We start from the raw sequence: 20,914 nt of genomic DNA, 5'->3' as shown, positions 1-20,914 counted from the left end.
TATTCTCCTTTTAATAGTTAAGTAATAACATTGTCTATTGCCCTCCTAAGTTGGCAATGGACGTAAATAAGGGGTACATAACAGATACAACTAATACGGCTACACCGATTCCCATTATGGTTAGTAAAATTGGTTCCAATAATCGTTCTAAACGAGCAATATATTTTGAAAGTATAGATTCATAGTAGTAGCCACAGTGGTTTAACATTTTTACTAATTCACCACTCTCTTCTCCAATGGACACCATTTGCCATATAAAAGCATTTCCTATCTGACCACTACGTAAACTTTCTTCCAGTGAGTGTCCTGATAATAATCTTGCTTCCACTTGTTTACTACATTCAACACCATATATATTCCCCCACAAAGGGCGAGTAATATTCATGGTTTGAATGATAGAAATACCAGAATCTAGTAAGAGAGCCCAAACTTTTAAAATACTTGTATAATACACACAAGTACTCCATTGGTATCGGTGAGCCAACAGCCAAAGCCAACGATGTACTTTACACTTTATACTATGCTGTTTATAAGCAAATGCTAAGGAACCTATTACAACACAATGTATAGCTATTACCATTAGAGGATGCGATTTTAACCCTTGTCCTAATGCAAAAAGAGCTCGCGTCATCAAAGGTAATGTAATATGCATAGTGGTAAATACCTGTTCAAACGAAGGAATAATAAACAAAATGGTAACTAGAAAAAATATATTCATCATTAAAAGAAGAAATAAAGGGTAGGAAATAGCACTCATAACCTTTTGTTTCAGCTGCCTCTCCCAATCATAGTGACAAGATATATATTGTAAACTCTCACCCAAGGTGCCCGCTGCTTCACCACTTTCTAGTAAAGCCAAAGCAATAGGAGGACATCCTTCACTTCGTAAAGCCTGTGATAAAGTCTGACCACGCTCTATGGATTCATATAAAGCTGTATAGAGTAGTCCTCGTTTCCCCTGGCAGAGCAACTGTAAGGCTCGCCGTAACGGAACACCAGATTCAATGAGTAGACCTAATTGATAAGTCACATCTACCACCATAGTATGATTCCATTTATGTTTCTTTCTTTCATCCTGCAACGATATCCTATAAATTCTATAACCATCTCGTTTTAACCGTATTGCAATTTCTTGTTCTGAATCCCCCCACATCAAACCTTTTTCTGTTTCATTTTGATTATTTTTTACGACATATTCATAAGCCTCCATATATTCACCTACGATAATTGTTGATCAAGCAAGGTATGCAATTGTTGTTGGGCTCCATATTGTGCCTTTACATCTCGCACAGCCATTTCTAATGTTTTCATCGGTAGTTGCGTTTCTTGAATAGATATGATTTGTGGTTCCTTACGGGTCCGTATCAAATTTGCTACTGCATGGGTATTTAGCAAAATATCACGAATAGTAATGAACTTTTTATTCCATCGAAGTAAACGCTGACATATAACGGCCCGTAACACTTGAGATATTTGATTGCGTATCTCTTCTTGTTGCTCCCCAGGAAATAGAGAAATCATGCGGTGAACCGCCATCACTGCACGCTGTGTATGCATAGTTGCCATTACAAGGTGACCAGTCTCTGCCGCATGAAGTGCCGCTTCAAGGGTTTCACGATCTCGAAGTTCGCCTACCATAATGACATCCGGATCCTCTCGTAAAGCATCTCGAATACCATCTGACATAGTATTAATATCAGCACCTAATTGTCGTTGATGTATTAAAGACTTTTTAGATACAAACTCAAATTCGATAGGGTCTTCTAAGGTAATAATGTGACGCTCCATAGTCTGATTTATATAATCAATACAACAAGCTAAGGTAAAACTTTTACCACTGCCTGTAGGGCCACAAACAAGCAATAGACCATCATGTGCTTCACATAGCTTTTGTAATAACTGACCTTCACTATTATCATCTAACTTAAGTTGCTGATGACAAAGTAATCGCAATGTACCACATATGGTCTGATTAGCTCGATATAGATGAACACGGATACGCACACCACAACAGGAACAAGCCTCATCAAGAGACTGCCACTCATAGGATGCTATACCGCAACGACGCAATATATCCTCGATTAATTCTGTAGTACACATAAAGGAAGTAGCCCTTAATCCATCACCATGTCGCAAATAGATAGGCTGACCACATTGTAGATGAATATCTGTTGATGATAGTTGTATTGCATTTTCTACAATAGTTTCTAAACTTTCACTCTTACAGCATGAGTCCACAACGATGCACCTCCTCTATAGATGTAACATGCTGAGATACGGCCTTACGAGCAGACTCTTCTAATGACAATAATAAATGTGTTTCTAATTCGTCCCAATGAGCTGAATTAGCTGGTATTTCTAAGTATTCAAATAGAGCAGTCCGTCCCTGATATGATGTACCATCGAATTTTCGTACTAGCCGTTGTGCAATAGCCCCCATTAAAGTAGCCCGTATTAAGTACGGCTCTACGCCCATATCCATGAGTCGCGTTACAACGCCTATAGCTGTATTGGTATGTATAGTAGATAATACGCGATGCCCCGTTAAAGCAGACTTAACGGCTAACTCTGCGGTCTCCTTATCCCTAATTTCACCAATCATAATCGTATCTGGATCTTGCCGTAATACAGAGCGAAGACCTTTGGCAAAGGTAAATCCAATCTTTTCATTAATACCAATTTGTATAGCCCCTTTGATTTCGGCTTCTACAGGATCTTCAAGACAGATAAGCTTAGTTTCGTCTAAATTTAACATGCGAAGCATGGCATATAAAGTAGCTGTCTTACCACTGCCTGTAGGTCCACAGATAAGTAATAATCCATAAGGACGTTTTAATAATTGTTCAATGTGCTCAAAGATATCCGGCTGCATGCCTAATTCTTTTAAGTCTTTATGACTCCCTTCATTTCCCATAAGGCGACATACTAAGGTTTCTCCGTATAGGCTAGGCAATGTAGATACACGCATCGTTACAGACTTATTTTTATGACTCCAAGACCAACGCCCATCTTGTGGTAAACGCTTCTCGCTAATATCTAGAGAGCTACAAACCTTAATACGGTTGATAATGAGTTCAGCTTCTTCAAATGATACAGTCATGTAATGTTGCAGCAGTCCATCTTTTCGCAACCGAACATGAGCACCACTTTTAACGGGATCAAAGTGGATATCGCTCACATGGTGTTCTAAGGCATACAAGATAATATCGTCTAATGTTACGTCTACATACATGGTCACCTCCAATACCTTGCGGTATGTTTTTACCTCACACTAGCGTATGGCGTTATAGGTTTCGACATCAGCCTCTAAATCCCTCTTTTATTTTTAAAAATCCACGAAGCGAAAACTTTTCTATTTTTAGACATACAAAAAAGGCGCCCCAAAGGGCGCCCTTATTGGACTATTAGATATAACGTATCTTATTTTAAGTTATAAAAAACGTCATTACCTTTATATTGAGCTGTTTCGTATAACATTTCTTCAATGCGAAGTAATTGATTATATTTTGCTACACGTTCAGAACGAGCCGGTGCGCCAGTCTTGATTTGACCAGCATTTACAGCTACAGCAATATCAGCAATGAATGTATCTGCAGTTTCACCAGAGCGGTGAGATACTACGCAAGTGTAACCAGCACGTTTAGCAAGTTCCATAGCATCAAAAGCTTCAGTGAGAGTACCGATTTGATTAACTTTTACAAGAATAGAATTACCTACACCAAGCTCAATACCACGAGCCAAACGTTTTGTGTTAGTCACAAATAAATCATCACCAACAAGTTGTACGCGGTCACCAAGGCGGTCTGTCAACAATTTCCAACCTTCCCAATCTTCTTCAGCAAGACCATCTTCGATGGATACAATTGGGTATTTACCTACTAGGTATTCGTAAAAGTCTACCATTTCAGCAGCTGTTTTAACTTTGCCTTCGCCAGCTAGATTGTATTTACCATCTTCGTAGAATTCAGAAGATGCAGAATCAAGTGCCAATTTGAAATCTTTTCCTGGTTCATAACCAGCAGCTTTAATAGCTTCACAAATTACTTCTAATGCTTCTTCATTAGATGACAAGTTAGGTGCGAAACCACCTTCATCACCTACTGCAGTACTAAGACCTTTATTGTGAAGTACGGATTTCAAAGTATGGTATACTTCTGCACAGCTACGAAGAGCTTCTGCAAAAGATTTAGCGCCTACAGGCATGATCATGAATTCTTGAATATCTACGTTGTTATCTGCATGTGCGCCACCATTCAAGATATTCATCATAGGAACTGGCAACTCTTTAGCATTGAAGCCACCAAGATATACAAATAATGGCAAGTCCAAAGATTCAGCCGCCGCACGAGCTACTGCCATTGATACGCCAAGAATTGCATTTGCACCAAGGTTAGATTTATTGTCTGTACCGTCAAGTTGCAACATCAAGTTATCGATTGCCACTTGTTCTGTAGCGTCATAACCGATAAGTGCAGGACCAATTTTAGCATTTACATTATCGATAGCTTTTAAAACACCTTTACCGGAGTAACGGGATTTATCTCCATCCCGTAATTCTACGGCTTCAAACATACCTGTGGAAGCACCAGATGGAACAGCTGCTGTCGCAATAGTACCATCTTCTAAACATACTTCAACTTCAACTGTTGGATTACCGCGGGAATCTAAAATCTCTCTTGCAATGACTTGTTCAATTACTGCCATTTTTTCACCTCATATAATCTAATGGAATAACTGCCATCTGACAGCCATTATATATATTGAGCTAAACCTTATAGGCTTATAACTCTAATTAACTACTAATATAGTGAAAGCTCCATATTATGCTTTATGTACCAAGCTGTGACCTGTCATAGCTTTTGGTTGTTGTATCCCAGCTAAATCTAATAATGTAGGAGCAATGTCACATAATTTACCAGCTTCTAATGTAGCTGTTTTTAAACTGTCGCTCATTAAAATTAAAGGAACCAAGTTCGTTGTATGTGCCGTATGTACCTTACCTGTTTCATGGTTAACCATAAGCTCTGCATTACCATGATCTGCTGTAACTAACAGATGACCTTTCTTGCTACGAATAGCCTCCACGATACGACCTAAACAAGTATCTACTGCTTGAACCGCTTTAACGGCAGCTTCAAAGCTACCAGTATGACCAACCATATCTGGATTTGCAAAGTTCAAGATGATCATGTCATATGTTTCATCTTGTATTGCTTGTACAACCTTATCGGTCACTTCATAAGCGCTCATTTCTGGTTGTAAATCATAGGTGGCCACTTGAGGGGATTTTACGAGAATGCGGTCCTCCCCTTCAAAAGGTTCCTCTTCACCGCCATTAAAGAAATATGTAACATGAGCATACTTTTCTGTTTCCGCGATGCGCAATTGGCGATAACCACCTGTACTTAGAACTTCACCTAATGTTTCAGATAATGTATCCTTTTGATACACAATATGTACGGGCAAACCATCCTCGTATTTTGTCATAGTTGCCATATATATAGATAGTGGCTCCCGTTTAAAGCCATCAAAATCAGGTAACACTAGTGCCTTTGTAAGTTCACGACCACGGTCTGGGCGGAAGTTACAGAATATAACCGCATCTCCATCTTTGATAGTCCCTGCAGCATCAATCACCGTAGGAAGTACAAACTCATCTGCCGCATCTTTATCATAAGACTGTTGCACTGCTTCACATGCAGATGTAGCTATTTCACCTTGACCATGTACGATGGCATTATATGCCAATTCAACGCGGTCCCAACGATTATCGCGGTCCATTGCATAATAGCGACCACTAACTGTAGCAATTTTACCACAATTGAGATCAGCCATATACGTTTCTAAGTCCTTTAAATAGCCTTGTGCACATTGCGGAGCTACATCACGACCATCGAGCAAAGCATGTACATACACATGCTCGATCCCATTATCATGAGCTCCTTTAATGACTGCCTTAATGTGATCTAAGGAGCAATGCACATTGCCGTCTGAAACTAACCCAATAAGATGTAAGCTTTGTTCTTTAGCTACTTTGTATAGTTCCTTCATAACAGGACGATTATAAAACTCACCGGACTCGACATCTTTTGTAATACGTGTCAAATCTTGATAGACGATGCGACCAGAGCCAAGATTTAAATGGCCTACTTCAGAGTTCCCCATTTGACCTTCTGGAAGACCTACCGCAAGCCCTGATGCTTCTAATGTTGTATGTGGATACGTATCCCATAATTGATTAAAACAGCGCGGCTTCGCCTGTACTACAGCATTGGTTGTATCTGTTTGATCCCCCAAGCCAAAGCCATCTAAGATGACTAGCATTACGGGAGCCTCTAATTTAGCCATTTTTAACCTCATATTAAGCGCTTACTTGATTCGCCGCTTTAATAATATCAATAAATTCATCAACCACAAGGGATGCACCACCTACAAGAGCTCCATCTATATTAGGCTCTCCAAGAATTTCTAATGCATTTTCTGATTTAACGCTACCACCATATTGGATGCGTATTGCCTCAGCAGTTTCACTATCGTATAAAGATCGAATGTAACTTCGAATTTCTTTACATACCTCTTCGGCTTGATCAGCCGTTGCGGTCTTGCCAGTACCGATAGCCCAAATTGGTTCATACGCAATAATCAATTGGCTGACTTGCTCTTTAGGAATATCAGCCAAAGCCCCTTTAAGTTGTGACGTAATCCAGTCAATCGTATGACCAGTTTCACGTTGTTCTAAGCTTTCACCAACACAGACAATAGGATTCAAATTATGATGAAATGCACTTTTAATTTTTGCATTTACCGTCTCATCTGTTTCGCCATAATATTCACGGCGCTCAGAATGACCGATGATTACATAATTAACGCCTACCTCTGTAAGCATAAGTGGTGAAATTTCACCAGTGAACGCACCAGCATCATGATAATCCATAGTTTGTGCGCCTACTTCAATAGCTGTATTTTTCGTCAATGCTACCGCATGTTCGATGGCTGTGAAAGGCGGACATACAACTACATCACAAAACAATTCCATATCTTGTAACACGCTGTTAAACGCTTCGATCAGAATTGATCCAGATGCAATGGTGCCATTCATTTTCCAATTCCCTGCAATAATGAGTTTTCTCATATTATGCCTCGGACAATGCAGCAATACCCGGTAGGATTTTGCCTTCTAAGAATTCTAAAGATGCACCGCCACCTGTGGAGATGTGGCTAATTTTATCTGCTAAACCACTTTTTTCAATGGCTGCTACAGAGTCACCACCACCAACGATAGTCATCGCATCAGATTCAGCTACAGCTTTCGCTACTGCATTTGTACCAGCTGCAAAGTTTTCCATTTCAAATACGCCCATAGGACCATTCCAAATAATAGTCTTCATTGGCGCCAATGCTTCTACATAAAGTTCGCGGGTTTTAGGCCCAATATCTAATATCATCCAGCCGTCTTCGATTTGATCAACATCTACAATTTTAGTATTAGCATCGTTGCTGAAAGCATCTGCTACTACAGCATCGATAGGTGTCAGTAATTTAGCACCTGCTACGCGAGCTTCCATAACAAGGTCTGTAGCAATAACTTCTTGACCTTCTTCAAATAAGGAGCTACCAATATTACAACCTTGTGCTTTAATGAACGCATTAGCCATACCGCCACCGATGATCATTACATCAACTTTAGGCAATAAGTTAGAAATAACGGAGATTTTATCTGTAACTTTCGCGCCACCAATAATAGCTGCCATAGGTGTTTTGGGATGTACTATAGCTGTACTTAATGCGTCAATTTCTTTTTTGAGCAAGAAACCTGCTGCCATAGGGATATAATCAGCAATACCGACTACAGATGCCGCATTACGGTGAGATACACCAAACGCATCATTGATAGCAACATCTGCAAGAGATGCCAATTGCTTAGCAAACTCAGGTTCATTTTTAGTTTCTTCATTGTGGTAACGCAAATTTTCAAGCATCAATACATCACCAGATTGTAATGCTTTTACAGCTTCTTCAACTTTAGGACCAATGCAGTCATCTACGAATGCTACAGGCTTGTTGATAAGGTCAGATAAATGCTTAGCACATGGTGCCAAAGACATTTCTGGTTTGCGTTCTCCCTTAGGACGACCAAAGTGAGAAGCAAGGATAACCTTTGCCCCTTTTTCGATTAAGTAATTGATAGTAGGTAATGCACTACGAATACGAGTGTCATCAGTGATGACACCGTCTTTCATAGGAACATTAAAATCAACACGAACAAATACTGTTTTATTAGCTACTTGTAAACCTTCAATTGTTTGTTTCATCAAAGCCTCCTGATTATAAGCCTTTGCTTGCTACAAATGCGGCCATGTCGATAAGACGTTCGGAGTAACCCCATTCGTTGTCATACCAAGAAACAACTTTTACCATGTTGCCATCCATAACCATTGTCAAATCAGCATCAACAATGGAGCTACGAGGATCAGAGCTGAAATCACAGGATACCAATGGTACATCAGATACACCAAGAATACCTTTTAATTCACCAGCTGCTGCTTTGCGGAATGCTTCATTGATTTCTTCTTTAGTAGCCGGTTTTTCAAGTTCGCAAACAAGATCTGTTGCAGATACGTCTGGAGTTGGAACGCGCAATGCGAAGCCATCTAATTTACCTTTTAATTGAGGCAATACTTTAGCAACAGCTTTTGCTGCACCAGTAGTTGTAGGGATGATGGACATAGCAGCTGCACGAGCACGACGAGGGTCTTTATGACGTGCATCAAGAATTTTTTGGTCATTTGTATAGGAATGAATAGTAGTCATCATGCCGCGTTTGATACCGAATTCATCGCATAATACTTTAGCGAATGGAGCCAAACAGTTTGTTGTGCAAGATGCATTGGAGATGATATGGTGTTTTACAGGATCGTACATATCTTGGTTAACACCCATAACCATAGTTAAGTCTTCATTTTTACCAGGTGCAGAAATCAATACCTTTTTAACTGTAGGTTGTTCTAAATGAACTTTTGCTTCTTCTGCATCGCGATATTTACCTGTACATTCAATTACGATTTCTACGCCTTCTTCAGACCAAGGTAATTTAGAAGCGTCGCGGTCATGGAATACACGGATTTTTTTACCATCAACGTAGATATTTTCTTCATCAAATGTTACTTCATTAGGAATTGTACCATGTACGGAGTCGTATTTTAACAATAATGCAGTACCTTCATTATCACCAGTTGCATTAATTGCTACAACCTCAACGTCAGGATTATTAATCGCTGCGCGAACTACACATTTACCAATACGACCAAAACCGTTAATACCAACTTTTACTGCCATTGTTAAATCCTCCTAATAACAAAAATTTTAACCAAATTTCAAACTAAAATTTATAACTACTAATTCGCCTATAAGGCAGAAATTTGTAACAATTGACGCATCCCCTCCGCTGCTTGCTCATCAATTATGAGTATACCTTTTTGACAAGCTCGCATCACACCTATAATAGCATTCGCTTTTTCTTGTCCACCAGCTACAGCAATAACATTGGGAACCTTTACTACATCGGGAAGTGATAAACCAATATTATTAGTAGAATAAATTAACTTACCCTCAATGTCACAATATTGACCAAGTGCTTCACCTACCGCATGATTATCTATCAACTGCTTACGCACATCATCAGCAATATGGCGCTGATCTGCCATGCGCATTGCAGTACCAATACCAAATAATAGTACGTCAGTCCTACTAATGAGATCTCCAATTTCTTTAATTTGCGGTTCACAAGTCATGAGCATATGTAATGAGTCTTGTGAAAGTCCATCAGGTAAATGGAGCATCTTATAGGAACCACTTAGTCGTTCAGCAAGCACCGAAGCAATTACATTAGCTTGGTATTCCACTACTTCACCAACGCCACCACGGGCTGGTACCACAGTAGGATTGAAAGGTAAGATAGGCATTTCTTCAGCTATTGCTGCCATGGTGCTACCGCCACTGATGGCTACTACTGCATTAGGTTTCAATAGGTCTTGCAATAACTTTGCCGCTGTAAAGCCTAACTTTTTAACCATCAAGGTTCCTTCTGTAGGTGTAATAACAACTCTATCGATATGAAGTGCTTCAGTCAATCGATGTTCTAGCTCGTTAATACGATCTAGCTCATTTAAAAAATTTCGTAACTTTGGAACAATTGCATGTCCCTCATCAGTGAGAAAAATCCCTGGTTTATAAATGTCTACAAGACCATTAGCACGCATTAACTCAATATGACTTCTTACGGTTCGCTCTGGAAGATCCGTTGCGGTAGCTAATGTTCTACGGCCTATAGGCTCTTCATAAACAAGGTGGTTTAGTATTTTGTATCGCTCCTTCAATACGCTAACAATTTCAGGAACAATACGTTCACATATCATTAGAAATTCGTTCATCGGGTCCCTCCTTTACCCGTTGGGATTACATGAATCGTTTTTCGTCCCATGTGAACAAAATCCGTCCCACCTAAAATAAAAAAATACTTTCACACTTGTATTGTATACCTTATGTAATTTTTATTCAACCCTAAATAAGAGAAAACGACATACGCCTTAGATAATTTGTTATTATTTCAAATCTAATAATATGTCGTCATGTCCCCTTATTATATTCTAATATGTCGTTTTATTGTATTTTATTTTGTACCGAAGATACGGTCACCTGCATCCCCTAAGCCAGGCAAGATGTAACCATGATCATTAAGCTTTTCATCAAGTGCTGCTACATAAATAGGAACATCTGGATGTTCTTTATTTACTGCTTCTACCCCTTCAGGAGCAGCTACTAAGCACATTAATTTAATATGTTTAGCACCTTTTTCTTTTAGCAATGTAATCGCTGCAGCTGCACTACCACCAGTAGCAAGCATTGGATCAGTTACGATGAAGTCGCGTTCTCCTACGTCAGATGGTAGTTTACAGTAGTATTCTACTGGTTTCAAAGTTTCAGGATTACGGTACAAACCAATATGACCAACTTTTGCAGTTGGAATTAAACTAAGCATACCATTTACCATACCTAGACCAGCGCGAAGAATTGGAATAATACCCAGTTTTTTACCTGCAATTCGTTTGCCAGTCATTTTAGTTAGTGGTGTTTCTACCTCCACATCCTCAAGTGGTAAGTTGCGTGTAATTTCATACCCCATCAACATAGTAATTTCATCAAGTAGTTCTCTGAAATCTTTAGAGCCTGTTTGTACGTCACGCATCAATGTAACTTTGTGTTGAATCAATGGATGTGTCATAACATTAACTTTCATGACTGTCCTCCTATAAAACAATATACATATCCCATTCTAGCGATTAACTATCATATTTACTCTATCACAGATTAGAAAATCATGCCATAAAAATATTGAAAGGGATGTGCCGATGGCACACCCCTTTTACACTACCTATAAACTTATAGGACTATAAATATATATTTAATATTAATACAATCGATTAGTACAATGGATACGCTTCACAAAGTGCAGCAACACGTTTACTAGCTTCTTCATGGAGCGATTTATCCTCAGGATTTTTAAGAACCACTGCAATAATATCGGCAATTTCTTCCATATCTTTCACTTGCAAACCACGTGTTGTAAGAGCTGGCGTACCAAGGCGAATACCACTTGTTACAAATGGGCTAGCTGGATCAAATGGAATTGTATTTTTATTACATGTAATACCTACTTCATCGAGTAAGTGTTCAGCTTCTTTACCAGTTAAACCAGTATTACGAACATCTACAAGCATAACATGAGTATCTGTACCGCCAGAAACAATTGTTAAGCCCTTTTCTTGTAATGCTGCAGCCAGCGCTTTTGCATTGTCGATGACTTGTTGTGCATATACTTTGAACTCAGGTTGTAAAGCTTCACCAAATGCTACAGCTTTAGCAGCGATAACATGCATCAAAGGACCACCTTGGATGCCAGGGAAGATAGCTTTATCGATTGCTTTAGCATACTTTTCTTTGCAAAGAATCATACCACCACGAGGGCCACGCAATGTTTTATGAGTTGTTGTAGTAACGATATCTGCATATTCCACAGGGTTTGGATGTAAACCAGCTGCTACAAGTCCAGCAAAGTGAGCCATATCTACCATGAAAATAGCATCTACTTCGTGTGCCACTTCAGCCATTTTCTTAAAGTCGATTTGACGGCTATAAGCACTACCACCAGCGATAATCAACTTAGGTTTTGCTTCTAATACAATTTTACGGAACTCATCGTAGTCGATTTGTTGTGTTTCAGCATCTACACCATAAGGTACTACATTGAAATATGTACCAGATACGTTAACTGGAGAACCATGAGTCAAATGACCGCCGTGGGACAAGTTCATACCCACAATAGTATCACCTGGTTGTAATAATGCGAAATACACGCCAAAGTTTGCTTGAGAACCAGAGTGAGGTTGTACATTAGCATGTTCTGCACCGAACAGGCGTTTTGCACGTTCGATAGCCAATGTTTCAATAACATCAACATTTTCACAACCGCCATAATAGCGTTTGCCAGGATACCCTTCTGCATATTTGTTAGTCAATACGCTACCTTGAGCTTCCATTACAGCTTGAGAAACAAAATTTTCAGAAGCAATCATTTCTAATTTATCGCGTTGGCGTGCTAACTCTTGGTTGATAACAGCTTGAATATTAGGGTCTTGTTTTTCTAAGAAACTCATGAGTATCCTCCTCATATAGAACAACTATCTATAAAGTAATGATGTATTATTTCTCTAATGCTTTTATTTTCTCTACACGACGTGCATGACGTCCACCTTCAAACTCAGTTTCCATAAAAATGGTTACAATATCGTTAGCAAGGCCTGGTCCAATAACGCGTTCACCCATAGTAAGGATGTTCGCATCATTATGTTCACGACATGCGTGAGCAGAAAATGTATCATGACAAAGAGCAGCGCGAATGCCCGCTATCTTATTTGCTGCAATACCGATACCGATACCCGTACCACAAATCAAAATACCGCGATCTGCTTGACCAGATACAACTGCATTTGCTACAGGTACTGCAATATCAGGATAGTCGCAAGACTCAGCTGTATGACAGCCAAAATCCTCTACTTCATGTCCCAACGCATTTAATAATTCCTTAACGGATGCTTTTAAATGTAATCCGCCATGATCACAACCGATTGCAACTTTCATAATTTCATCTCCTATGCTTTCTCAGGCGCTGATTTAAGGCCTTCCACTATTAAGTGATAAATCTGTTCCGCACATTCGTTATATACGGTTTGATCAGATCCATATGGGTCCGTAACATCACCATCTTGACCACCCCACTCGGAAATCGTTTTAATTTTACCTTCCTCAAAGGGGAATTGGCGAAGTAGTACAGATTTGTGATCTTTCGTCATACCAAGAATAAGATCTGCTGCATTTACGAGTTCCATCGTTAAGGGTCTCGATTCATGGTTGGAAATATCTGTAATGGAACGGACAGCTACTACGGCTTGTTCAGTTGGTTTTGCTCCATAAGCGGCAAATAAACCAGCCGATACAGTTGTAACATCCTTATGTTTCTCCGCTGCAAGGGCCCGTGTAATACCTTCAGCCATAGGGCTGCGGCAAGTGTTACCGGTACATACAAATAAAATATTCATAATAACATCCTTACTCAATCACATTTTGTGATTACTTTATACATTATAGCAAATCTATCCAATATGTAAAGACATTTTTCTATTATCAGTGGACATCTTTATGCTATTAAATTTACTTATAAATGATATGATGACTCGATGCTTTTTCCATTCGATTCATAATGGCAACACCGAAACCATCATCATCAACACCTTCTGCTAGGATTAGCGTAACATGATTTTCATTAAAATGTAATAGACTTTTATAAAAGTCGTGCCCCAATGCTAACGCATCTCCATGATGGCCAAAACAATGGCACATAAATCGTCCATCCTCTTTAATCAAGTTATACGTTTCTTGACTTACCAAACACCCTATGGGACCTTCTATGCCTTCTGAAAGCTCTTTGAAAGTGTGTGCTACACCTTCTGGACTACCTACAACAACCGTCATAGGTGCATCAGGCGCATAATGCGTATACTTCATGCCAGGAGCCTTTGGTATAGTGGTTGCATTAACTAACGCAGTATCATACTCAACAGTAGACACCACACGTTCAAGCTGTGCTTTTGTAATTCCACCAGGTCTTAATATAATGACCTTATCATCATGGACTTCTACAACAGTAGACTCTACACCAATCGTACATGGACCAGCATCTAAGATATAGGAAATGCGACCATTCATATCATTATATACATCTTCTGCAGTAGTTGGACTTGGGCGCCCTGAAATATTGGCACTAGGTGCCGCTATAGGTATGCCTGCACGCTCTAATAATACTCGACATGCCTCATGATCAGGACACCGAAGCGCCACACGAGATAAACCACCTGTTGCACGATCTGGCACTAAATCAGATTTAGGCAATGTAATCGTTAATGGCCCTGGCCAGAATGTATCCATTAAGGCTTGCGCCGTAGCAGAAATTTCTGTTACCAAAGGTTTTATGCTTTCACTATTAGGAACATGCAAAATAAGTGGATTATCAGAAGGCCGTCCTTTGGCAGCATAGATTTTATCCATCGCCTCTGGATCTAGACCATTTGCACCTAATCCATATACAGTTTCTGTAGGAATAGACACCAATTCACCATTGCGCAAAGCACGGGCTAACGTATCTATATCTTGTTCTGATGGATTTGTAATGATTTTAGTATCCATATTAGCCCTCATATACAGCTGTCACTACCCGGTTATGACCACCGAGGTCAGCTATAAATTGAATATTCGAATATTGACCTGTTTCTTGCAATAAAGCACCTACCTCTTTTGCTTGGTCAAAGCCTACTTCAAACGCCACACGGCCATTAGCGTTTAAATAATTTCTACATTCTTTAGCTAAAATACGATAGAATTCTAAACCATCTTCACCACCAAACAAGGCAATATGCGGCTCATTTAACACGTCTTGAGACAATAATTTAGCATCTCCCGTACGAATATATGGTGGATTTGATACGATGAGGTCAAACTTTTCAGCGTTACCAGCCAAGGCAGAAAACATATCGGACTCTAAAAATTGAACACGATCATTTAAGTTGAATCTTTCACCGTTCTCCTCAGCCACTAACAAAGCATCGGTAGATATTTCAAGACCTACACCACACGCATTCGGCAAATAGTGTAGTAAACTTAACAATATCGTACCAGGGCCTGTGCATACATCAAGAATACGCACATTACTATCTTTTGGAGAAGTACCTAGTACATGCTCAATCAAGGTTTCCGTATCAGGTCGTGGAATCAATACCTTATCATTCACCTTAAAGGTCAACCCCATAAAGTCCTTTTCCCCAATGATAGCCGCTACACAATGCCCCTTAGCCCGTCGTTGAACGAGAGGCCTAAAGGCATCGAGCTCGTCTTGAATAAGCGGTTGGTCATAATGGGTATATAGATAAATCCGATCTTTACCTAAAACGTGAGAAAGCAGTACTTCCCCATCAAGTCGAGGTGTATCCATCTCCTTGCTTTGAAAGTACTGCTCTGTCCACTGGAGAATACGACCGATTGTCCAAATCTCCTTATGCATTTGTATTAGCCTCCTGCATTTTTGCCGCTTGGTCTGCAGCATTTAAGGCTTGAATAATTTCATCAAGATCGCCATTTAAAATAGCATCTAATTTATATAATGTTAAATTAATACGATGATCTGTGACGCGTCCTTGTGGGTAGTTATAAGTGCGAATACGTTCACTACGATCACCTGTGCCAACTTGACTCTTACGGTCTGCAGCCATGCTAGAAATGGCCTCTTGTTCAGCTTGGTCTTGCAATTTAGCGCGTAATACACGCATAGCTTTTTCACGATTTTGTAACTGAGATCGTTGATCTTGACACGCTACAACGATACCAGATGGTAAGTGTGTAATACGAACAGCAGACTCAGTTTTATTGATATGCTGACCACCGGCACCACTCGCACGATAGGTGTCGATTTTCAAATCTTTTTCATTAACTTCAATATCAACATCTTCCATCTCTGGCAATACGGCTACTGTAACTGTAGATGTATGTACACGGCCTTGAGTTTCCGTAGCTGGTACACGTTGTACGCGATGTACACCAGATTCAAATTTCATCTTAGAGTATACATTTTCACCATCTACAGAGAAAATAACCTCTTTAAAGCCACCAAGTTCAGGTTCATTAGCATCGATAATCTCACAACGCCAGCCTTGGCTTTCCGCATATTTAGTGTACATACGGAATAAGTCGCCTGCAAATAATGCAGCTTCATCACCGCCAGCGCCCCCGCGAATCTCAATGATAATATTTTTATCATCATTAGGATCCTTAGGCAATAATAGAACTTGCAACTTTTCTTCCAATTCCTCTTTTTGAGGTTTTAACTCTTTCAATTCCTCTTGAGCCATTTCTCGGAATTCTTCGTCCATGGATTTATCTTCAATAACTTCCATAGCTTCATCAATACCAGATAAAACTTTTTTGTAAGTACGGAACGTTTCAACGGTTTCAGATAATTGAGCATGTTGACGGGTCAATTTACGCCATTCATCTTGGCGAGCAATGACCTCTGGGTCACTAATGCGCTGCTCAAGATCCATAAATTTATCTTCAATAACTTGTAATTTATCAACTAACATGTTTATTCCTCTTCATATGCGTCACTCTCAGGAGGACGGACCTCTTCTAAAGCTCGTATAGCAACCTCAATTTGATCATCTTCTGGTTCACGCGTTGTCATATATTGTAACGCAAGACCTGGTTTAATAAGAGCTTTCACAAAAGATTGATCACTACGTCCAGCAAGACGAATTACCTCATACGCAATGCCAGCTACTACAGGCATAAGGAGTACGCGGCTCACGATACGTTCCAACAAATTAGGCCAGCCTAAGAAAGCAAATACAAAGATACTAACGACCATCACGATAAGTAAGAAGTTTGTACCACATCGCGCATGCAAGCGACTTTGTTGACGAACGTTTTCTACAGTTAGAGGTAAATCTAATTCATAAGTATGAATCGTCTTATGCTCTGCCCCATGATATTGGAAAACTCGTTGAATATCCTTCGTAAGGCCAATCCCCCAAATATAAAGTAAGAAAAGCACTAAACGAATGACACCTTCAATGAGATTTAATACTATATGATTATCCTGTACACCAGGAATGAATTTTACGATAAATGTAGGCAATGCCAAAAACACAGCTATCGCAAACAGTGTAGAAATGACCATGGTAATGGCGATTTCACTATTAGACATTTCTTCCTCTTCATCGCCAGCAGCCTTAGCAGAGAAGGATAAAGCCTTCATGCCTATCACTAGAGATTCATAGAGAGCTACACAGCCACGAAGAAATGGTTTTTTCAATATTGGATATGTGTCAGCAATGGACTTTGTAGCCTCTTTTTGAACTACAATAGTTCCCGCAGGCTCACGTACGGCAGTTGCCGTATAACCAGGGCCTCTCATCATGACACCTTCGATCACAGCCTGTCCTCCGACAAACTTTTTAATACGTTCTCTGTTCACAAGATCTCCTCTCATAAACAAATATAGGCAGAGCCAACAGCCCTGCCAATACATGTTACATTACAATACAAATTATTTGCCGTAACGTTTGTTAAATTGTTCAATACGACCACGAGCTTGAGCCGCACGTTGTTGACCAGTGAAGAACGGATGGCATTTGGAGCAAACGTCTACACGAAGGTCTTCTTTTACAGAGCCAGTTTTGAATGTGTTGCCACAACCGCAAGTTACTGTAGCTTCTTTATAGTCTGGATGAATACCTTGTTTCATTCTATACACCTCTTTCCAGCAATCAATATTATTCTTATAGATTATAGCATGACACTTGCACAAATGCAAGTAACCAATGCTATTCCTTGGATGCTTGCTTTTCTTCAATAGCCTCAGCTAAAATAGCTTCCAAGTCGCTTTCATTTAGGATGTCACGCAATGCAATAAGCTCCTCTAAAGAAAGGGTAATACCTTTTTTCATGCTTGTATATTCACTATCCCAAGCACGAAGATCAAACTTAGGATTGTATTTTCCCCAACTAGTACATGTTAATTGTTTTTTCCAACCATCTTTATCTTCAGATAAAGTACCAATAACCTTGAAGATTTCAAAATTAATAACTGCCATAGGTCCTCCTTTCTTACATATTCATATGCTATGTTTCGTATCTACTATATTTAGTAGTTTATATTTTTTAGGATACGATATATTTTAAACCAAAATTATATGATTTACAATTCTTTTTTATAGTCACTATAATCTTCAATATCAATAGAAGCTGTAGGTGGCATAACTTGTGCACCTAATGAATCTACGGTCTCTTTCCAACTCCTTGTAGCCTCCGTAACAGCCTTGATATACGCCTCGTCAGCAGCCTGTACAGATTCAATTAGCTGGGCTTCATCCTTTACATCTAATACGCGACGACGTACGCTACTAAGCATATAGCCAAAGGATTCATCTGTTTGAACGAGCATAGAGATTTCTTGAATCAATGTTTGACCCGTAGTGCTGCAGAAATAGGCATACCACATATATGCTAATTCAGCATCTGGGAACATCCAGTACATATCATCTACAGGCGCTTTTGTCGTAATCTCTACATCAATATGATCAGTATGACGTTTAAAAGTAAGAAAATAAGCTCCACTTTCAATAAGAGCAGTGCGACCTAATTCAGATACACGGCTATCAATGCAATAAATACCATCTTGACCTAAGGCTACGTCCGTTTGACCGCCGGGCAACAAAATAGAGCGCAAGGACAAGCCATAATTTAATACCGTAAATACTGGCAATTGCGCAAATACGCCATGAGGTAATGAAATATAATTAATTGTTTTCCACTCATCCCCTACACGTTCACGAAGACCAACACGCATTTTTTTTACATCGTATTTACCATATACGATTTCATAAGCCCCTAATGGAGTCCATTCTCGTATAGCTTCTACTCGTTTTTGGTTCAAGAAAAATTGCAACGCCATATTATTTAAGCCCAATTGATTTTGTGCCATTGTAGCAGGTAAGAATAATTGAGCAGTCCCTTCTGGAACTAAGTTATGTAATCCGTTAGCGACCTCTTCTACAATATCTTCAGAGGATTGGAACATACCAACTGTGCCTGTAAAGATATGGTCAAAATAGCTACGATGAGGCCATTGATTAATGATTTGAGCCATCGGATATAAACGTGTCAAAATGCTATAACACACGGGAGATGCCGTATACAGAACGACTTTTTTATCTTCATAAGATTGAAGAATCTCTTCAACCATGCCTGCATATTCTTCTACATAAGCATACAGAACCAATTCTCCCGTTTTACTATGAGCTTCGATACTTTCACGAACAGGAGTTTCCCAAATAGTGCCTACATCTAGACCTTCTAAAATGCCTGTGTCACTAATAAAATCAAACAATTCCACTCTAAAGGATGGTCCATAAAGAGCTTGGAATGTATTCAAATCATATGGTACAGGACCAAAGGATTCTACTGTGGATTTTTCTGCTAACGCATATAAATCATCTGCCGTTACACCCCACTCACGGGAGCTAGCATTACTAGAAATCAATTGATCTAGCACTTTAAAACGCATTAACTCATTTACAATATCAATTCCCTCAATACCATGATTAGCACAAAGGGCAATAAATTCTTCGTTATTTACTTTCATATTAAACCTTTCCGGCTGAAGGACATAGATGATTTAAAAAACATTCATTACACAAAGGCTTACGAGCCTTACACAATCTACGGCCATGATAGATTAACCAGTGGTGTGCGGCAGCCCAGTCCTTTTTTGGAATTGCCTTTTGTAACTTTTGTTCCATCTCTTCTGGCGTCTTAGCAATACCTAATTTTAATCGGTTAGACACGCGAAATACATGTGTATCTACCGCAATGGCTGGTGTACCAAATAAAACGGATACCACAACATTTGCTGTTTTACGCCCCACACCAGGCAATTCAACGAGTTGATCAAACTCACGAGGCACCTCTCCATGATATCGGTCAACTAAAATTTGACAAGTAGCAATTAAGTTTTTTGCCTTGGACTTATAAAGGCCACAATCTTTAATAAGAGTCTCTAACTTAGCAACTCCAATTTCAAGCATCTTTGCAGGATGATTAAGTTCAGGAAATAATCGTTTAGTAACAATATTAACTCGTTCATCCGTACATTGTGCTGACAAAACTACAGCAACTAATAATTCAAATTCATTTGTATACTCAAGGGCAGGTTTTGCATCAAAATAATGCTCTTGTAACAATTTCAACTGCTCTGCCTTTATCGCTTTTGTTACACGCATACAGTTCTCCTTTCTCACCTGTGAAAGTACAGACGCGTACAACTTATATCTTACCATACGTATTCATTAAGTTCTATGTTATAATAAAACATACTATTCTAATATAGAATACAGGAGGCTCATATGAGTAATATTAACGATACATTAAAACGAATAAATGAACTAGCTGCAAAGAAAAAATCTGGTCAAGAATTAACGCCAGAAGAGTTAGCAGAAAAAAAAGAACTATACGAAATCTACTTAAGCTTCATTCGTGGTCAAATTACAAGCACCTTGGACCGCGTTGAATTTATAGACCCAGAAACAGGTGAAAGAACCGCTCCTAAACGAGCGCTTGAAAACTTGGCAAAAGAAGCTGATAAAGACATTAAAGAGCATAAAGATATTCACTAATGTAACAAATAAACAAAATTGATTACATTACTAATATCCTTTTATATTTATTCAATCAAATTTATATCTACATACTA

The 20,914-nt window shown here is 39.2% G+C and carries 22 protein-coding genes; 1 reads left to right on the top strand and 21 read right to left on the bottom strand.

Translation table 11 applies throughout. The features are described from left to right. Window positions 1-34: 34 nt before the first annotated feature. The 21 genes from FNLLGLLA_RS04255 to nth all read right to left on the bottom strand — a co-directional run bounded on the left by FNLLGLLA_RS04255 (window position 35) and on the right by nth (window position 20,444). Window positions 35-1,210, bottom strand: coding sequence for a type II secretion system F family protein (locus FNLLGLLA_RS04255; RefSeq protein WP_174892268.1), 1,176 nt, complete (start codon window positions 1,208-1,210; stop codon window positions 35-37). 8 nt (window positions 1,211-1,218) lie between these two features. Further along, window positions 1,219-2,238: a type IV pilus twitching motility protein PilT gene (locus FNLLGLLA_RS04250; RefSeq protein WP_004697309.1), complete on the bottom strand. Its 1,020-nt coding sequence runs from the start codon at window positions 2,236-2,238 to the stop codon at window positions 1,219-1,221. Then, window positions 2,222-3,232, bottom strand: coding sequence for a GspE/PulE family protein (locus tag FNLLGLLA_RS04245; protein WP_174892267.1), 1,011 nt, complete (start codon window positions 3,230-3,232; stop codon window positions 2,222-2,224). The genes FNLLGLLA_RS04250 and FNLLGLLA_RS04245 overlap by 17 nt, the downstream gene beginning before the upstream one ends. A 188-nt stretch (window positions 3,233-3,420) precedes the next feature. Continuing rightward, a complete protein-coding gene (eno, locus tag FNLLGLLA_RS04240; RefSeq protein WP_120055285.1) occupies window positions 3,421-4,704 on the bottom strand; it encodes a phosphopyruvate hydratase in 1,284 nt (427 codons plus the stop codon). Between the two features lie 117 nt (window positions 4,705-4,821). After that, entirely contained in the window at window positions 4,822-6,348 is a 1,527-nt protein-coding gene (gpmI, locus tag FNLLGLLA_RS04235) for a 2,3-bisphosphoglycerate-independent phosphoglycerate mutase (RefSeq protein WP_174892266.1), read from the bottom strand. A gap of 13 nt (window positions 6,349-6,361) precedes the next feature. Continuing rightward, window positions 6,362-7,132 (bottom strand): triose-phosphate isomerase, encoded by a 771-nt coding sequence (gene tpiA / locus FNLLGLLA_RS04230; RefSeq protein ID WP_174892265.1) that lies wholly within the window; start codon window positions 7,130-7,132, stop codon window positions 6,362-6,364. Between the two features lies 1 nt (window position 7,133). After that, the gene (locus tag FNLLGLLA_RS04225; RefSeq protein WP_174892264.1) at window positions 7,134-8,312 is read right to left on the bottom strand and encodes a phosphoglycerate kinase; all 1,179 of its coding nucleotides are present in this window, start codon (window positions 8,310-8,312) and stop codon (window positions 7,134-7,136) included. 13 nt (window positions 8,313-8,325) lie between these two features. Further along, on the bottom strand, window positions 8,326-9,336 hold the full coding sequence (gap, locus tag FNLLGLLA_RS04220) for a type I glyceraldehyde-3-phosphate dehydrogenase (protein ID WP_174892263.1): 1,011 nt from the start codon (window positions 9,334-9,336) through the stop codon (window positions 8,326-8,328). A gap of 68 nt (window positions 9,337-9,404) precedes the next feature. Then, a complete protein-coding gene (locus FNLLGLLA_RS04215) occupies window positions 9,405-10,430 on the bottom strand; it encodes a sugar-binding transcriptional regulator (RefSeq protein WP_174892262.1) in 1,026 nt (341 codons plus the stop codon). A gap of 239 nt (window positions 10,431-10,669) precedes the next feature. Continuing rightward, a complete protein-coding gene (gene upp / locus FNLLGLLA_RS04210) occupies window positions 10,670-11,296 on the bottom strand; it encodes a uracil phosphoribosyltransferase (protein WP_174892261.1) in 627 nt (208 codons plus the stop codon). A gap of 184 nt (window positions 11,297-11,480) precedes the next feature. Next, the gene (locus tag FNLLGLLA_RS04205) at window positions 11,481-12,713 is read right to left on the bottom strand and encodes a serine hydroxymethyltransferase (RefSeq protein WP_101928355.1); all 1,233 of its coding nucleotides are present in this window, start codon (window positions 12,711-12,713) and stop codon (window positions 11,481-11,483) included. Window positions 12,714-12,759: 46 nt separating this feature from the next. Next, on the bottom strand, window positions 12,760-13,197 hold the full coding sequence (rpiB, locus tag FNLLGLLA_RS04200; protein WP_101928356.1) for a ribose 5-phosphate isomerase B: 438 nt from the start codon (window positions 13,195-13,197) through the stop codon (window positions 12,760-12,762). Window positions 13,198-13,208: 11 nt separating this feature from the next. After that, complete coding sequence (locus FNLLGLLA_RS04195) at window positions 13,209-13,655, bottom strand: low molecular weight protein arginine phosphatase (RefSeq protein WP_060919729.1); 447 nt, start codon at window positions 13,653-13,655, stop codon at window positions 13,209-13,211. A gap of 112 nt (window positions 13,656-13,767) precedes the next feature. After that, window positions 13,768-14,799, bottom strand: coding sequence for an L-threonylcarbamoyladenylate synthase (locus FNLLGLLA_RS04190; protein WP_060919730.1), 1,032 nt, complete (start codon window positions 14,797-14,799; stop codon window positions 13,768-13,770). Between the two features lies 1 nt (window position 14,800). Further along, window positions 14,801-15,670, bottom strand: coding sequence for a peptide chain release factor N(5)-glutamine methyltransferase (gene prmC / locus FNLLGLLA_RS04185; RefSeq protein ID WP_060919731.1), 870 nt, complete (start codon window positions 15,668-15,670; stop codon window positions 14,801-14,803). Next, the gene (gene prfA, locus FNLLGLLA_RS04180; RefSeq protein ID WP_004697261.1) at window positions 15,663-16,745 is read right to left on the bottom strand and encodes a peptide chain release factor 1; all 1,083 of its coding nucleotides are present in this window, start codon (window positions 16,743-16,745) and stop codon (window positions 15,663-15,665) included. Before prfA ends, prmC begins: the two co-directional genes overlap by 8 nt. A gap of 2 nt (window positions 16,746-16,747) precedes the next feature. After that, a complete protein-coding gene (locus FNLLGLLA_RS04175) occupies window positions 16,748-17,653 on the bottom strand; it encodes a DUF1385 domain-containing protein (RefSeq protein ID WP_156697590.1) in 906 nt (301 codons plus the stop codon). A 57-nt stretch (window positions 17,654-17,710) separates the two neighbouring features. Then, window positions 17,711-17,908, bottom strand: a complete 198-nt coding sequence (gene rpmE / locus FNLLGLLA_RS04170) for a 50S ribosomal protein L31 (RefSeq protein WP_004696185.1) — start codon at window positions 17,906-17,908, stop codon at window positions 17,711-17,713. Window positions 17,909-17,987: 79 nt separating this feature from the next. After that, entirely contained in the window at window positions 17,988-18,257 is a 270-nt protein-coding gene (locus FNLLGLLA_RS04165) for a YdbC family protein (protein ID WP_004696187.1), read from the bottom strand. A gap of 104 nt (window positions 18,258-18,361) precedes the next feature. Next, window positions 18,362-19,807 (bottom strand): hypothetical protein, encoded by a 1,446-nt coding sequence (locus tag FNLLGLLA_RS04160; RefSeq protein ID WP_156697591.1) that lies wholly within the window; start codon window positions 19,805-19,807, stop codon window positions 18,362-18,364. 1 nt (window position 19,808) lies between these two features. Beyond that, window positions 19,809-20,444: an endonuclease III gene (gene nth, locus FNLLGLLA_RS04155; protein ID WP_004696192.1), complete on the bottom strand. Its 636-nt coding sequence runs from the start codon at window positions 20,442-20,444 to the stop codon at window positions 19,809-19,811. A 123-nt stretch (window positions 20,445-20,567) separates the two neighbouring features. Here nth and FNLLGLLA_RS04150 point away from each other — a divergent pair, with 123 nt between their 5' ends. Then, window positions 20,568-20,837, top strand: coding sequence for a DUF896 domain-containing protein (locus tag FNLLGLLA_RS04150; RefSeq protein ID WP_004696194.1), 270 nt, complete (start codon window positions 20,568-20,570; stop codon window positions 20,835-20,837). The last annotated feature ends 77 nt before the right edge of the window (window positions 20,838-20,914 follow it).

This window comes from Veillonella parvula, assembly GCF_902810435.1.
Lineage (GTDB): Bacteria > Bacillota > Negativicutes > Veillonellales > Veillonellaceae > Veillonella.
Note: the sequence above shows the minus strand (reverse complement) of the source record. Positions and strands in the feature narration are given on the sequence as shown.

Excerpts from the sequence above, each read along its gene's own strand:
- FNLLGLLA_RS04255 (WP_174892268.1), bottom strand. The coding sequence starts at position 1,210 with ATGGAGGCTTATGAATATGTCGTAAAAAATAATCAAAATGAAACAGAA.
- FNLLGLLA_RS04245 (WP_174892267.1), bottom strand. The coding sequence starts at position 3,232 with ATGTATGTAGACGTAACATTAGACGATATTATCTTGTATGCCTTAGAA.
- eno (WP_120055285.1), bottom strand. The coding sequence starts at position 4,704 with ATGGCAGTAATTGAACAAGTCATTGCAAGAGAGATTTTAGATTCCCGC.
- gpmI (WP_174892266.1), bottom strand. The coding sequence starts at position 6,348 with ATGGCTAAATTAGAGGCTCCCGTAATGCTAGTCATCTTAGATGGCTTT.
- tpiA (WP_174892265.1), bottom strand. The coding sequence starts at position 7,132 with ATGAGAAAACTCATTATTGCAGGGAATTGGAAAATGAATGGCACCATT.
- FNLLGLLA_RS04225 (WP_174892264.1), bottom strand. The coding sequence starts at position 8,312 with ATGAAACAAACAATTGAAGGTTTACAAGTAGCTAATAAAACAGTATTT.
- gap (WP_174892263.1), bottom strand. The coding sequence starts at position 9,336 with ATGGCAGTAAAAGTTGGTATTAACGGTTTTGGTCGTATTGGTAAATGT.
- FNLLGLLA_RS04215 (WP_174892262.1), bottom strand. The coding sequence starts at position 10,430 with ATGAACGAATTTCTAATGATATGTGAACGTATTGTTCCTGAAATTGTT.
- upp (WP_174892261.1), bottom strand. The coding sequence starts at position 11,296 with ATGAAAGTTAATGTTATGACACATCCATTGATTCAACACAAAGTTACA.
- FNLLGLLA_RS04205 (WP_101928355.1), bottom strand. The coding sequence starts at position 12,713 with ATGAGTTTCTTAGAAAAACAAGACCCTAATATTCAAGCTGTTATCAAC.
- rpiB (WP_101928356.1), bottom strand. The coding sequence starts at position 13,197 with ATGAAAGTTGCAATCGGTTGTGATCATGGCGGATTACATTTAAAAGCA.
- FNLLGLLA_RS04195 (WP_060919729.1), bottom strand. The coding sequence starts at position 13,655 with ATGAATATTTTATTTGTATGTACCGGTAACACTTGCCGCAGCCCTATG.
- FNLLGLLA_RS04190 (WP_060919730.1), bottom strand. The coding sequence starts at position 14,799 with ATGGATACTAAAATCATTACAAATCCATCAGAACAAGATATAGATACG.
- prmC (WP_060919731.1), bottom strand. The coding sequence starts at position 15,670 with ATGCATAAGGAGATTTGGACAATCGGTCGTATTCTCCAGTGGACAGAG.
- prfA (WP_004697261.1), bottom strand. The coding sequence starts at position 16,745 with ATGTTAGTTGATAAATTACAAGTTATTGAAGATAAATTTATGGATCTT.
- FNLLGLLA_RS04175 (WP_156697590.1), bottom strand. The coding sequence starts at position 17,653 with ATGAGAGGAGATCTTGTGAACAGAGAACGTATTAAAAAGTTTGTCGGA.
- rpmE (WP_004696185.1), bottom strand. The coding sequence starts at position 17,908 with ATGAAACAAGGTATTCATCCAGACTATAAAGAAGCTACAGTAACTTGC.
- FNLLGLLA_RS04165 (WP_004696187.1), bottom strand. The coding sequence starts at position 18,257 with ATGGCAGTTATTAATTTTGAAATCTTCAAGGTTATTGGTACTTTATCT.
- FNLLGLLA_RS04160 (WP_156697591.1), bottom strand. The coding sequence starts at position 19,807 with ATGAAAGTAAATAACGAAGAATTTATTGCCCTTTGTGCTAATCATGGT.
- nth (WP_004696192.1), bottom strand. The coding sequence starts at position 20,444 with ATGCGTGTAACAAAAGCGATAAAGGCAGAGCAGTTGAAATTGTTACAA.
- FNLLGLLA_RS04150 (WP_004696194.1), top strand. The coding sequence starts at position 20,568 with ATGAGTAATATTAACGATACATTAAAACGAATAAATGAACTAGCTGCA.